The organism is Prevotella sp. 885 (assembly GCF_002265625.1).
Lineage (GTDB): Bacteria > Bacteroidota > Bacteroidia > Bacteroidales > Bacteroidaceae > Prevotella.
On the sequence record NZ_NOVE01000001.1, the window covers coordinates 118,368 to 132,873 of the forward strand.

Genomic DNA, 14,506 nt, shown 5'->3' on the forward strand with positions numbered 1-14,506 from the left:
ATTACCGACAAACAACATGGCAACAAAAGAAAAAAAAGAGTTAAATCCACGCTGCCAGTGGACCAAATTCGCCGTCGCCACCATTCTGTATCTGCTCTTCCTCGTATGGGTGGAAAGCTGGTGGGGCCTCATCGTCGTACCCTTCATCTTCGACGTATACATCACAAAGAAGATAAAATGGCAGTGGTGGCGCGAGTCGCCTAACGATGCCACACGCTTCATCATGTCATGGGTGGACGCACTGGTGTTCGCCCTCGTAGCCGTCTACTTCATCAACCTCTTCTTCTTCCAGAACTACGTCATCCCCTCATCATCACTCGAGAAGTCGTTGCTGACCGGCGACTACCTCTTCGTTTCGAAGGTGAGCTACGGACCGCGCAAGCCGCAGACCCCGCTGACCATGCCGCTCACACAGCACACACTGCCCGTCTTCGACTGCGACTCGTACATCGAGTGGCCGCAATGGAAGTATGAGCGTGCCAAGGGATTCGGTCACGTAGAGCTGAACGACATCGTAGTGTTCAACTATCCAGCCGGCGATACCATCTGCACAGCTCCGCAATATCAGGCGCAGGACTTCTATCGCCTCGCTTACGGACTCGGAGAGGGTGCCTATGCACAGACGCACGGCGGCTACCTGCCCAACCTCAGCAAGATGACACTCCAGCAGCAGCGCGACTTCCTCGCACAGATGTATGCTGACGGACGCCACATCATCGACTCTAATCCTTCTGAATACGGACATATCAAGGCAAGACCTGCCGACCGCCGCGAGAACTACGTGAAGCGCTGCGTGGGTCTGCCGGGACAGACTCTCCAGATAAAGAACCGTATCATCTATCTTGACGGCAAGGCCAACAAGGAGCCGGACAACGTGCAGTATTCTTACTACGTGAAGCTCCGCAGCCAGATGCCGCTCGAACTTATGGACGAATTAGGCATCTCTATGGAGGACATCACCAGCCTCAACACATCCGGATATCTTCCGCTTACCAACGCTTCCGTAAAGGCGCTGAAGGCACGCAAGGACGTGGTGGAGAGCGTTACGCTCGTCAACGACCCGACCACATGGGACATCTATCCGCTCAACGGCAACAAGGGATGGACACGTGACAACTACGGACCGGTATGGATTCCGAAGAAGGGTGCCACGCTGAAGCTCACTATGAACAACATCGCCGTGTACGAACGTCCCATCCGCGTGTATGAAGGCAATGACCTTCAGGTGAAGGACGGAAAGATATACATCAACGGCAAGGAAGCGAAGTACTACACATTCAAGATGGACTATTACTGGATGCAGGGCGACAACCGTCACAACTCGCTCGACTCGCGTTACTGGGGCTTCGTGCCTGAGGACCATATCGTCGGCAAGCCCATCTTCATCTGGTGGAGCCACGACCCTGACCACTCAGGATTCTCAGGCATCCGATGGAGCCGTCTCTTCCGCTTCGTGGACAACATCAAATAAAAAAGCACAACATAATGACCTCGCCATACGAGAAGACAGCGCTACTGTCCTCCGCCTATTTCCCGCCCGTGCAGTGGATGCAGAAGCTCCACCGCTACGGGAAGATAACGGTGGAGGCACACGACAACTTCACGAAGCAGACCTATCGCAACCGGTGTCTTATTGCCACTGCCAACGGCGTACAGGCGCTCACCGTGCCAATAGAACGCTACGAGGGAACGAAGTGTCCGATGCGCGACATACGCATCTCCGACCACGGCTCATGGCGGCACCTACACTGGAACGCCCTTGTTTCGGCTTACGGGGAGAGTCCGTTCTTTATCTACTATGAGGACGACATCAGACCGTTCTTCGAGCGCAGATGGGACTATCTCTTCGACTTCAACATGGAAACCACGCTGAAGCTGTGCGAACTGCTCGACGTGGAGCCTAACATAAGCGTGACCGACCATTACGTCGACGCAGACGCCGCAGACATCGACGACTTCCGTGACGCCATACGTCCGAAGCATCCGTTGCCAGACCCCGACTTCACGCCGAAGCCTTACTATCAGGTGCATAATCTGAGACAGGGATTCCAACCGAACATGTCGGCGCTCGACCTGCTCTTCAATGAAGGACCGGAAGGAGTGTTACATCTATAAGAACGTACGTATAATAACGCGAAAGCATATAAAAACTAAAACATAAACGCAACTATATGCAACCAGAATACGTCTTTGAGACAGAGATGGAGGTGCGCGACTACGAATGCGACATACAGGGCATCGTCAATAACGCCAACTACCTCCATTACACCGAACATACGCGACACCTCTACCTCAAGTCGCTCGGCGTAAGCTTCGCCAAGCTGCACGACCAGGGCATAGACCCCGTGGTGGCACGCATGAACCTTCAGTATAAGGCGCCGCTCCACAATGACGACGTCTTCGTATCACGACTCGCCATCAGAAAGGAAGGACTGCGATACGTCTTCCTCCAGGACATCTATCGCAAGGAGGACAACCGACTGGCGTTCCGCGCAACCGTGGAACTGGTGTGCCTCGTCAACGGACGACTCGCCAACAGCCCCGAGTACGACAAGGCGTTCGGATTCATTAAATAACTGAACTAACGCAAGTTCAATTAAATAACAACAAACTGATTTAAAAAAATATATACAAGATACATGACTATAGAACAGCAAATCATCACCACTGCACAGCAGGCAGTGAAGACCCTTTACGGACAAGAGGTGCCCGAGAAGATGGTGCAGCTCCAGAAGACAAAGCGCGAGTTTGAGGGCAACCTCACGCTCGTAGTGTTCCCCTTCCTCAAGATTTCTCGCAAGAAGCCGGAAGACACAGCTCAGGACCTTGGCGAATACATCAAGCAGAACTGCGACGCCATCGCCGACTTCAACGTCGTTAAGGGATTCCTCAACCTCGTCATCGACAGCAAGGCATGGATTGGTCTGCTCAACGAGATGAACAGCAACCCGAAGTTCGGCGAAAAGCCCGTAACTGAGAACTCGCCGCTCGTGATGATAGAGTATTCGTCACCTAACACCAACAAGCCGCTCCACCTCGGACACGTGCGTAACAACCTCCTCGGTTGGTCACTCGCACAGATTATGGAGGCCAACGGCAACCGCGTCATCAAGACCAATATCGTTAACGACCGTGGTATACATATCTGTAAGTCGATGCTCGCATGGCTGAAGTTCGGCAACGGCGAGACACCTGAGACATCAGGCAAGAAGGGCGACCACCTTATCGGCGACTACTACGTGGCTTTCGACAAGCACTACCGTGAGGAAGTGGCAGAGCTTAAGGCCAAGTACGTGGCTGAGGGTATGGACGAAGAGGCTGCCACAGAGAAGGCAAAGGCTGAGGCTCCGCTCATCAAGGAGGCTCACGAAATGCTCGTTAAGTGGGAGAACAACGATCCTGAGGTTCGCGCTCTCTGGAAGAAGATGAACGACTGGGTGTACGCTGGTTTCGACGAGACATACAAGGCACTCGGCGTAGGCTTCGACAAGATCTACTATGAGTCGAACACTTACCTCGTAGGAAAGAAGAAGGTGGAGGAAGGACTCGCCAAGGGACTCTTCTTCCGCAAGCCGGACAACTCGGTATGGGCTGATCTTACCGACGAGGGACTCGACCAGAAGTTGCTCCTCCGTGCCGACGGTACCAGCGTCTACATGACACAGGACATCGGTACTGCAGAGATGCGCTTCGCTGACTATCCCATCGACAAGATGATTTACGTCGTTGGCAACGAGCAGAACTATCACTTCCAGGTGCTCTCCATCCTCCTCGACCGTCTCGGATTTAAGTGGGGCAAGGAGCTTGTTCACTTCTCTTACGGAATGGTGGAGCTGCCTAACGGCAAGATGAAGAGCCGCGAGGGAACAGTCGTTGACGCCGATGAGCTGATCGAGGCAATGGTGGACGACGCTCTCAAGACCAGCGAGGAGCTTGGCAAGTTCAAGGATATGAGCGAGGAAGAGCGTCGCGAGATTGCCCGCGTAGTGGGTCTCGGTGCACTCAAGTACTTCATCCTGAAGGTAGACGCCCGCAAGAACATGCTCTTCAATCCTGAGGAGTCAATCGACTTCAACGGCAATACAGGACCTTTCATCCAGTACACATACGCACGTATCCGTTCCATTCTCCGCAAGGCAGAGGCAGAAGGCATCACCATTCCCGCTTCTCTCGAGGCCAACATGCCGCTCAACGAGAAGGAGATTGAGCTGATTCAGAAGATCGGCGAGTTCGGTGCTGCAGTGGAGCAGGCTGGCAAGGACTATTCGCCCAGCGGCATTGCAAACTACTGCTATGAGCTTACAAAGGCTTTCAATCAGTTCTATCACGACTACTCTATTCTCGGTGCAGACACCAAGGAGGAGAAGCTCGTACGCCTTGTGCTTGCCGCTAACGTGGCAAAGACCCTGCGCAACGGCATGGCATTGCTCGGCATTGAGGTGCCTGAGAGAATGTAATCTGAATACTCAAGAAATGAATAATTGATAGATGCAGACGAGGAGATTGGTTCTTACTTACATTTATATATAGGTAATAGTCAGTCTTCTCGTTTTTTTTAACTCAAACAACAAATGAATTCGACATTACGTGGCACTATATGCGGCGTCGCTGCTGCCGTATTCTATGGCACCAATCCTCTCGGAGCCATGAACCTTTACCATGACGGCATAACCGCATACACCACATTGTTCTTCCGTTTCGGCATTGCTGCCGTTATGCTCGCTGTAATGATGTTAGTACAGCGCCGCTCCTTCGCGCTCACACGTCGTGAGCTGCTCACACTCATCCCGCTCGGCATCCTCATGGGAACGTCGTCCGCAACGCTCTATATCAGTTTCAATCACATGGATGTAGGTATAGCATCCACCCTTCTTTTCGTCTATCCAGTAATGGTGGCAGTAATTATGGCAGCCTTCTTCCGCGAGAAGGTCACCGCCGCCACCATCATCTCCATACTCCTCTCGCTTGCAGGCATTTCGCTGCTTAACAAATCCGGCGACGGTTCGTCGCTCTCCGTCCTCGGCGTCACCCTTGTGATGCTGTCCTCGCTGAGCTACGCCATTTACATCGTCGTTGTCAACAAGTCGAATCTGCGCCTTTCTTCCGTAAAACTTACGTTCTACGTGCTGCTCTTCGGACTCATCCCCATCCTTGGCGTAACCTTTGCAACGGGCGGCACGCTGCAGATGCTCGCCACTCCACGCCAGTGGATTTACGCCACGCAGCTGGCTCTCATGCCCACCGTGCTGTCCCTCGTGCTCATGGTGGTGGCAGTGCACGACATCGGCTCCACCCCCACAGCCATCCTCGGTGCCATCGAGCCAATTACTGCCGTAGCCATCGGCGTCGTCTGCTTCGGCGAGGCATTCACTCCGCGTCTTGCAGCCGGCATCGTCCTCATCCTTACAGCCGTGCTGCTCATTATCGGCGGCAAGCATCTCTCGCCGCAGCGCATCACCGTTGCCATCACCCGACTGGGACGCAAGGTGGTGAAGACATGGAGATGGAAATAAGACACCAGCTTATCCTATATCCTGACACCCCGCTTACATAATACTGACACAGTATGATAAAACTTAAAGACATCAACAAGACGTACCAGGGCGCTCAGCCCCTGCATGTGCTCAAGGGCATTAACCTCGACATCGACAAGGGCGAGTTTGTGTCCATCATGGGCGCGTCTGGCTCCGGCAAGTCCACCCTGCTCAACATCCTCGGCATCCTCGACAACTATGATTCGGGCGAATACTGGCTCGCTGATACGCTCATCAAGGACCTTTCCGAAACGCGTGCAGCCGAATATCGCAACCGCATGATAGGCTTCATCTTCCAGTCGTTCAATCTCATCTCCTTCAAGACTGCCGTGGAGAACGTGGAACTACCGCTCTACTATCAGGGCGTGTCGCGCCGTACACGCCATCGTCTTGCCATGGAATACCTCGAGCGCCTCGGTCTGACGCAGTGGGCGGACCATTATCCCAACGAGATGTCGGGCGGACAGAAGCAGCGTGTGGCTATAGCAAGGGCGCTGATTACGAAGCCCGAGATAATCCTCGCCGACGAACCGACCGGTGCGCTCGACTCGAAGACGAGCGTGGAGGTGATGCAGCTCCTTGCACAGCTAAACAAGGAGGAGGGCGTCACCACCATCGTCGTCACACACGAGAGTGGCGTTGCCAACCAGACCAACAAGATTGTGCATATAAAGGACGGACTGATAGGAAAGATTGACATCAACACCGACCATAACGCCAGCCCGTTCGGCATTAACGGAATAATGAAATAACTGAACTTACTATGCGCGACACCTTCAACGAAATACTCACCACCATACGCCATAACAAGCTCCGAACTGCCCTTACCGGATTCTCCGTGGCTTGGGGCATATTCATCCTCATTGTATTGCTGGGCGCCGGCAACGGTCTCATCAATGCCGTGTCGAGCAATTCCAAGAAGTTTCTCGCCAACTCCATGGTGATTTACGGCGGCGAAACGTCAAAGGCTTACGCCGGTATGGGAAAAGGCAGGACTGTGGAACTCAACGACAAGGACATGGCAGTGACCGATAACGGCTTCGCCGAAAACATCGAGGATGTGGGTGCCGAACTCGACCAGCCGTCGCAGACGCTTGTATATCGCGGCTCCACCACCACGGGCGTGAACGTCAGCGGTGTCTATCCCAATGATGTTGTGATAAACAAGCGCACGATGATGGTGGGACGCTTCATCAACGATCTCGACCTGCGCGACCAGCGTAAGAACATCGTCATCTCCTCCGACATGGCGAAGGAACTGTTGGAGCGTGCACCGCTCAATCTTATGGGACAATACATCAGCGCAGCTGGCATTGTTTATCAAGTGGTGGGCATATACGAGTCTGACAAGAGCACGATGGGCAATGATGCCTTCATTCCGTTCACGACGTTCCGCACCATCTATTCCAAGGGCGACAAGACGGGCAACATCGTCTTCTCCTTCCACGGACTAAACTCGATGAAGGAGAACGAGGACTTTGAGAACGCTTACCGCTCACGCGTCAACCGTCTGCACGATGCAGCTCCTGATGACGAAAACTCAATATGGATATGGAACCGCTTCACGCAGAACCTGCAGATGAACACGGGCACGACAATGATACGCACCGCGCTATGGATAATCGGCATCCTGACGCTCATCTCCGGCATCGTCGGCGTCTCCAACATCATGCTCATCACCGTCAAGGAGCGCACGCACGAGTTCGGCATCCGCAAAGCCATCGGCGCCAAGCCTTGGTCAATCCTGCGTCTTATCATCGTGGAGAGCATCTGCATCACCACCTTCTTCGGATACATCGGCATGGTGCTCGGCGTTGCCGCCAATGAATACATGGACGCCACCATCGGACAGGAAAAGCTGGACAACGGCTTCTTCACCCTAAAGGTGTTCGAGGACCCCACCGTTGGCATCGGCATCTGCATACAAGCCACCGTCCTCATGATTGTGGCAGGAACCATAGCAGGAATCGTACCGGCAAGAAAGGCTGCACGAACAAGGCCAATTGAGGCATTAAGAGCGGAATGAACTGAATTTTGAATTTTGAGTTTTGATTTAATATTTATGATAAAATTCGACATTGACCGCCTTCGGGAAATCACCGACACGCTGTCGCGAAACAAGTCGAGGACCTTCCTTACGGGCTTCGGCGTCTTCTGGGGCGTCTTCATGCTCGTGGGTCTTATCGGTGGCGGTGACGGACTGAAGCAGCTGCTGTCAAACAATTTCCAGGGTTTTGCCAGCAACTCGGCGATGATATGGGCACAGCCCACCACCAAGCCATACCACGGATTCCAGAAAGGACGAGTGTGGACGATGACGCGAACCGACATTGAGCGTCTCAGACACAACGTGCCGGAGCTGGACGCCATCACGCCCACCATAACACGATGGGGATCGAACGCCACGTACGAGGACCGCAAGTCGTCAGGTACGGTGAAGGGCATCACGCCGGAGATGCGAAAGGTGGTTACGCCCAACCTGCGCTACGGACGCTACATCAACGAAATGGACATTGCTCAGGGACGCAAGGTGTGTGTCATCGGCAAGCAGGTATATAAGAATCTCTTCACGAAAGGAGGCGACCCCTGCGGGCAGGTCATACGCATCGACTCGGTCTACTACAGCGTTGTGGGCGTCAACTACAGCGACGGCGGAATGCACGTCAACGGCAATGACGAAAGCTCCATCTTCGTGCCGCTCTCGCTCGTGCAGCAGGTGTATAACCGCGGCGCAGACGTCGATCTCCTTTACGTCACTGCCAAGCCAGGCATAACGATGAGCGACATCACCGACCACATACGCACAGTCATTGCCAACGGTCACGACGTCGACCCCACGGACGAGAAGGGCGTGATGATATTCAATACGGAGATGATGTTCGCGATGGTGGACAATCTCTTTAAAGGCATCAATCTGCTCATCCTCCTCGTCGGCATCGGAACGCTTCTCGCCGGAGCCATCGGCGTGTCGAACATCATGATGGTGACTGTGCGTGAGCGAACCGTCGAGATAGGCATCCGCCGCGCCATCGGTGCCACACCGCGCGTCATCCTCACCCAGATCATTCAGGAGAGCATCCTGCTGACCGCCATAGCAGGAATGAGCGGCATAGTGTTCGTGGTGCTCATCCTGCAAGGACTGGAGATGGCAAACACCACGGACGGCATACCGAAAGCCAACTTCCAGATAAGCTTCTGGACGGCCCTCGTAACCGTCATCGGACTGTCCGTCCTCGGAGTGCTTGCAGGACTTGCTCCCGCGCTCAGAGCGATGCGGATAAAGCCCGTCGACGCAATGCGAGACGAATGACAATAACCTGAACAATCACTGAATAAAAAACCATACAACGATATGAAACGATACTTCAAGTACATCATGATGGCCCTCGCCGCCGTCGTTTTCATCGGAACCTTCGTGTTCCTCTACATCAAGTCGCAGCCGAAACCGGTGGAATACAACGAGTTCGAGCCGAAGCAAATGGACATCCGCAAGACCACAGTCGTGACGGGAAAGATTGAGCCGCGTAACGAGGTGAACGTCAAGCCCCAGATTTCAGGCATCATCACGGAGATTCTCAAGGAGGCAGGACAGAAGGTGGAAGCCGGAGAGGTGATTGCCAAGGTGAAGGTCATCCCCGATATGAGCTCGCTCAGCGCTGCACAGGCCCGCGTCAGACTGGCTGGCATCAACGAGCGTCAGGCACGCACCGACTTCGAGCGTGAGAAGGCTCTCTTCGACAAGGGACTGGTGTCTGCCGACGAGTACGACAAGATAGCTCAGGCGCTGCGTCAGGCCCGTGAGGAATCAGCAGCTGCGCAGGACAACCTGGAGGTGGTGCGCGACGGCGTATCGAAGACCAACGCCTCTGCTTCGTCCACGCTTATCCGTTCCACAGTCACCGGACTCATCCTTGACATCCCCGTGAAGGTGGGCAACTCCGTCATCCTTGCCAACACCTTCAACGACGGCACCACCATCGCCACCGTCGCCAACATGAACGACCTCATATTCCGCGGCAACATTGACGAGACCGAGGTGGGACGCCTCACCACCGGCATGACGATGAAGATAACCATCGGCGCCCTGCAGGACCTCAAGTTCGATGCCCGTCTGGAGTATATCTCGCCGAAAGCCACCGACCAGAACGGCGCCAACCAGTTCGAGATAAAGGCAGCCGTAAACCTCCCCACCAGCAGCGAGCAGATACGCAGCGGATATAGCGCCAACGCCGAGATAGTGCTCGCCGAGGCACGCGGCGTCCTCTCCGTACCCGAGAGCGCCATCGAGTTCAGCGGCAACGACACCTTCGTCTACGTCGTTAAAGGCAGCGGCAAGGAGAAGACATACGAGCGCCGCAAGGTAACAACCGGTCTGAGCGACGGCATCAACATCGAGATTCGCAGCGGACTGAAGAAAGGCGAAACCGTTAGAGGACCCAAGAAGGTTGCAGGCGAAGAATAGATTTTGCTAAAGTACTGTATTTAATAGTTTTTAATAATATGTAGGAAAGTCTATCAGATAAAAGTCGTAAATTTGCACATTTGAAAAAAGACACATATATATAATTAAAACAATACACAAAAAGAATTATGAACAAACTTAGTTACGCCCTTGGTCTTGGCATCGGCCGCCAGCTCGCACAGATGGGAGCCGAAGACCTCAACATCGACGATTTCTCACAGGCAATAAAGGACATCCTTACAGGTAAGGAACCGCAGGTGTCTGACCAGGAGGCGCAGAAGCTCGTCACCACATTCTTCGAGGAGCAGGAGGCTAAGCAGCGCGCTGCTGCCGCAGAGAAATACAAGGACAACAAGGAGAAGGGCGAAGCATGGCTCGCCAACAAGGCTATGGAGGAAGGCGTAGTGGCTCTGCCTTCAGGTCTGCTCTATCAGGTGCTCAATGAGGGCAGCGGCAAGAAGCCGACAGCTTCCGACACAGTGGAGTGCCACTACGAGGGTCGCCTCATCGACGGCACCGTATTCGACAGCAGCTACAAGCGCGGTGAGAGCGCCACATTCCCCCTCAACGGCGTTATCGCAGGTTGGACAGAAGGCGTTCAGCTCATGAGCGAGGGTGCCAAGTATCGCTTCTTCATCCCCTACCAGCTCGCTTACGGTGAGCGCGGCGCAGGTCAGGCCATTCCTCCTTTCGCAGCACTCGTATTCGACGTAGAGCTTATCAAGGTGCTCTAATCCAAAAACAACATCAGCAAACAACAAAAACAACGATAATGAAAAAATTAACTTTCGTAGCCTTACTGGCTATCGCCGTTGCAAGCTTCGTAGCTTCTTGCGGCAAATCATCTTCAAACAATGCAAATCTGAAGAACGACGTCGACTCATTCAGCTATGCCATCGGTATGGCACAGACACAGGGTCTGAAGATGTATCTCACACAGATGGACATCGACACCACCTATATGGACGCCTTCATCAAGGGTCTTAACGAGGGTGCCAACGCTGGCGACAACAAGAAGAAGGCCGCCTACTACATGGGTATCCAGATTGGTCAGCAGATCTCTAACCGCATGGTTAAGGGCATCAATCACGAGCTCTTCGGCGACGACTCTACAAAGACCATCTCTCTGAAGAACTTCATGGCTGGCTTCGTAGCCGGCGTTAAGGGCAAGAAGGGCGCCATGACAATGGAGCAGGCTCAGGCTGTGGCTCAGGCCAAGATGATGGCCATCAAGTCAAAGAACATGGAGAAGACCTACGGCGCTTACAAGAAGCAGTGCCAGGACTGGCTCGCTGCCAATGCCAAGAAGCCGGGCGTAAAGACTCTGCCTTCAGGTCTGCAGTATAAGGTCATCAAGGAGGGTAACGGCGCTATGCCTAAGGACACTTCTGTAGTGGAGGTTAAGTACGAGGGTCGCTTCATCAACGGCAAGGTATTTGACAGCACAAAGAAGAACAACGGTGGCAACCCCATCCAGCTCCGCGCCAATCAGGTGATCAAGGGTTGGACAGAGGCTCTCGTTCACATGCCTGCCGGCTCTGTATGGGAGATCTACGTACCTTACGATCTCGCTTACGGCGATCGTGAGCAGGGCGATGTTAAGCCTTACTCAGCTCTGATCTTCACCATTGAGCTTGTCAGCGTTAAGTAAGCTGACAAGACAGACCGAACAATACTTTACATTATAACAAAATAATGAAGAAGATTTTCACTTTGGCTCTTGCTGCGGTTCTCGCCACAGCAAGCGCTACTGCTGCTCCTGCCAAGAAGGACAAGAAGCAGAAGAAGACTTGCAAGACTGAGTGCTGCCAGGCACCCGTCACTCTCACATCAAAGGCCGACACGCTCAGCTACGCAGCCGGTATGTTCACCACTCGCGGTCTTATGGACTACGTTAAGCAGCAGTTCGGCGTTGATTCAACCAACATCAAGGAGTTCGTTGCCGGCATCAAGGAAGGCATCGAGAAGCAGAACGACAAGAAGTTTGCTGCTCACGCTGCCGGTCTGCAGATTGCTCAGATGCTCGAAAGCCGTATCTTCCCCAACGTGAAGAACGACATCAAGCAGACTCCGTGGGCAATAGACAGCCTGAAGTTTAACGCTGGTTTCTTCGCAGGTGTCCTCGGCGACACCACCGTTATGAAGAACGAGGATGCCAACAACTACTTCACCACCACAATGACTGCTGAGAAGCGCCGTCAGGAGGAAGCCTACAAGAAGGACAACGCCAACTGGTTGGTTGAGAACGCAAAGAAGGAAGGTGTCATCACGCTCCCTTCAGGCCTCCAGTATAAGGTTCTCACTAAGGGCACCGGCGAGGTTGCTGGCAAGGAGGACAACGTAACCGTACGTTACGAGGGCAAGACCATCGACGGCAACGTGTTCGACAGCAGCTACAAGCGCAACCCGAACACCACAACTTTCCGTCCTGACCAGGTAATCAAGGGTTGGACAGAGGCTCTCACCATGATGCCGCAGGGCAGCACATGGGAGCTTTACATCCCGCAGGACCTCGCCTACGGTTCTCGTGCCGCCGGCAACATCAAGCCCTACTCTACTCTTATCTTCAAGGTGGAGCTGGTTAAGATAGACCGCAAGCAGGAGGCTCCTGCCAAGGACGTAAAGGCAGAGAAGCAGACTGCAAGCAAGAAGAAGGTTGCTGCAAAGAAGACTTCCAAGAAGAAGTAAATCCAACTAAACATTAATATAAAAAGGGGAATGGCTTTATATGGTCATTCCCCTTTTTTTGTCTGCTTATGGATTCGAGACGCCATAGCCTCCTATGTTTGCCTTGTCTGCTGTAATTCACAACTGAATAATTCAAAATCGCAGGCGAAGCCGAGAATAATTCCTAATTCAAAATTCAAAACTCCTAATTCGGACGCCTTGCCATCCGACACAATATTTGCATTTCTAACGCTCAATACTGCCAGCTGAGCGCACAACAAAATCTTTGGTGCGAAATTCTTGAGTTTTGAGCGTTTGGAGCCAATATGCTTATACACAGCATGTTATGAGGTTTTCTTACGAAGCGCAATGAAATCAGACTCGCAAACGAGCCGTTTTTTGCTGCAATAGCGCCACTTTTACACTCCAATAGTGGCACTTTTATCATGCAATAGTGGCACTTTTACTGTCTAATAGTGGCACTATTGGAGTGTAAAAGTGGCGCTATCGTTAAGCATGGGTGCTGTTTACACAACAAAACACCGTAAAAACAGCAATCTAAATCTCTAGAATCAATTTTTATTTTGTAACAAGTTTTTACTCTTTGTACGATATTTGCATAGCATAGCCACGCACCTACGGACGACAGCAGATTGAGCATTAGCTGCTGGTTCCGCGGAGCGGGACCTATATCAAGAAACCCACTGCAAGCTGCGAAGCAGCGCAGCTGTGGGTACGTACGATACTTCCACCCCATACAGTTCCGCGAAGGGGGACTGACATCTATCATTACGAAAAAACACAGCCAGCAACAATGTCGTGCTTGTTGTTGGCTGTGTTGTTTACTTAAGAAATCCCGTTCTTACTCGAAGTAATAGAGGAATGTGGCGATACCGCTGAGCGCCTTCTTGTTGGTCTCCTTAATCTCGATGCTGAACTTAATCTGCACCTTGGCGATGCCTCTGAGGTTCTCGATGGAGTGGAGGTCGGCTACGAGGCGTACTGACTCGCCAGACTTCACAGCCTGTCCGAACTTCATCTTGTCCATGCCATAGTTTACCATCATCTTCAGATTCTTCACCTCAATGATCTGGTTCCAGAGATAAGGCAGAACGGAGAGGGTGAGGTATCCGTGTGCTATGGTTGTCTTGAAGGGGCTTTCGGTAGCCGCACGTTCTGTGTCGACATGAATCCACTGGTGGTCCAGTGTGGCGTCGGCAAACATGTTGATGCGTTCCTGGCTCAGCTCTACGTAGTCGGACACGCCGATGTTCTTGCCGAGCAGAGCAGTGAACTCATGAAAACTGTTGATTATTACTTTACTCATATTTGTTAGTTAGATATTAGTCGCCGTCTGGTGCGTACATATAGTCGTGCAGAGGGTCGGGATATTCGAAGATTTCCTCCTTACGGAAGAATCGCTCCATCTCGATGGCTGCTGTCTCAGGTGAGTCAGAAGCGTGTATTATGTTCTCCTGTCCGCTCATCGAGTAGTCGCCGCGGATGGTTCCCGGAGCAGCCTTTCTGCCGTTCGTAGCGCCTACGATGTTGCGCACAACGGTCACGGCGCTGTTGCCCTCCACGCACATTGCCACAACCGGAGCCGACTTCATTGAGGCGATGAGCCACGGGAAGAAGGGGCGTTCGGTAAGGTGTGCGTAGTGTTCGTTGAGTATCTTGTCGTCCAGCTGCATCATCTTCATTCCGACGATGCGCAGACCCTTGCGCTCAATGCGGTTGATCACTTCGCCGATAAGACGGCGCTGTACTGTGCAAGGCTTTAAAAGCAACAATGTTCTTTCCATATTATGGTATTTTTAAAAGTGTGATGATTCAGTGTTAT

14 protein-coding genes are annotated in these 14,506 nt (G+C 52.8%); 12 read left to right on the forward strand and 2 right to left on the reverse strand.

Annotation, left to right across the window (positions count from 1 at the left end):
- The first annotated feature begins 16 nt into the window (after positions 1–16).
- From CHL74_RS00435 to CHL74_RS00490, 12 genes are all read left to right on the forward strand, one after another.
- Positions 17–1,471 (forward strand): S26 family signal peptidase, encoded by a 1,455-nt coding sequence (locus CHL74_RS00435; protein ID WP_094879156.1) that lies wholly within the window; start codon positions 17–19, stop codon positions 1,469–1,471.
- Positions 1,472–1,485: 14 nt separating this feature from the next.
- Positions 1,486–2,115: a WbqC family protein gene (locus CHL74_RS00440; RefSeq protein WP_094879157.1), complete on the forward strand. Its 630-nt coding sequence runs from the start codon at positions 1,486–1,488 to the stop codon at positions 2,113–2,115.
- A gap of 56 nt (positions 2,116–2,171) precedes the next feature.
- A complete protein-coding gene (locus tag CHL74_RS00445) occupies positions 2,172–2,576 on the forward strand; it encodes an acyl-CoA thioesterase (protein WP_094879158.1) in 405 nt (134 codons plus the stop codon).
- 63 nt (positions 2,577–2,639) lie between these two features.
- The gene (argS, locus tag CHL74_RS00450; protein WP_094879159.1) at positions 2,640–4,457 is read left to right on the forward strand and encodes an arginine--tRNA ligase; all 1,818 of its coding nucleotides are present in this window, start codon (positions 2,640–2,642) and stop codon (positions 4,455–4,457) included.
- Positions 4,458–4,571: 114 nt separating this feature from the next.
- On the forward strand, positions 4,572–5,513 hold the full coding sequence (locus CHL74_RS00455) for a DMT family transporter (RefSeq protein WP_094879160.1): 942 nt from the start codon (positions 4,572–4,574) through the stop codon (positions 5,511–5,513).
- Between the two features lie 53 nt (positions 5,514–5,566).
- Positions 5,567–6,286, forward strand: a complete 720-nt coding sequence (locus CHL74_RS00460) for an ABC transporter ATP-binding protein (protein WP_094879161.1) — start codon at positions 5,567–5,569, stop codon at positions 6,284–6,286.
- Positions 6,287–6,297: 11 nt separating this feature from the next.
- Complete coding sequence (locus CHL74_RS00465) at positions 6,298–7,560, forward strand: ABC transporter permease (RefSeq protein WP_094879162.1); 1,263 nt, start codon at positions 6,298–6,300, stop codon at positions 7,558–7,560.
- Positions 7,561–7,599: 39 nt separating this feature from the next.
- The gene (locus tag CHL74_RS00470; protein ID WP_094879221.1) at positions 7,600–8,844 is read left to right on the forward strand and encodes an ABC transporter permease; all 1,245 of its coding nucleotides are present in this window, start codon (positions 7,600–7,602) and stop codon (positions 8,842–8,844) included.
- A gap of 42 nt (positions 8,845–8,886) precedes the next feature.
- Positions 8,887–9,996, forward strand: coding sequence for an efflux RND transporter periplasmic adaptor subunit (locus tag CHL74_RS00475; RefSeq protein WP_094879163.1), 1,110 nt, complete (start codon positions 8,887–8,889; stop codon positions 9,994–9,996).
- A 128-nt stretch (positions 9,997–10,124) separates the two neighbouring features.
- Positions 10,125–10,730 (forward strand): FKBP-type peptidyl-prolyl cis-trans isomerase, encoded by a 606-nt coding sequence (locus CHL74_RS00480; RefSeq protein WP_094879164.1) that lies wholly within the window; start codon positions 10,125–10,127, stop codon positions 10,728–10,730.
- Between the two features lie 38 nt (positions 10,731–10,768).
- Positions 10,769–11,647: an FKBP-type peptidyl-prolyl cis-trans isomerase N-terminal domain-containing protein gene (locus CHL74_RS00485; protein WP_094879165.1), complete on the forward strand. Its 879-nt coding sequence runs from the start codon at positions 10,769–10,771 to the stop codon at positions 11,645–11,647.
- A gap of 44 nt (positions 11,648–11,691) precedes the next feature.
- Positions 11,692–12,684: an FKBP-type peptidyl-prolyl cis-trans isomerase gene (locus CHL74_RS00490; RefSeq protein ID WP_254923181.1), complete on the forward strand. Its 993-nt coding sequence runs from the start codon at positions 11,692–11,694 to the stop codon at positions 12,682–12,684.
- A gap of 841 nt (positions 12,685–13,525) precedes the next feature.
- Here CHL74_RS00490 and CHL74_RS00500 read toward each other — a convergent pair.
- Positions 13,526–13,990, reverse strand: a complete 465-nt coding sequence (locus tag CHL74_RS00500; protein ID WP_094879168.1) for a MaoC family dehydratase — start codon at positions 13,988–13,990, stop codon at positions 13,526–13,528.
- 16 nt (positions 13,991–14,006) lie between these two features.
- On the reverse strand, positions 14,007–14,468 hold the full coding sequence (ndk, locus tag CHL74_RS00505; protein ID WP_094879169.1) for a nucleoside-diphosphate kinase: 462 nt from the start codon (positions 14,466–14,468) through the stop codon (positions 14,007–14,009).
- Positions 14,469–14,506 lie beyond the last annotated feature (38 nt).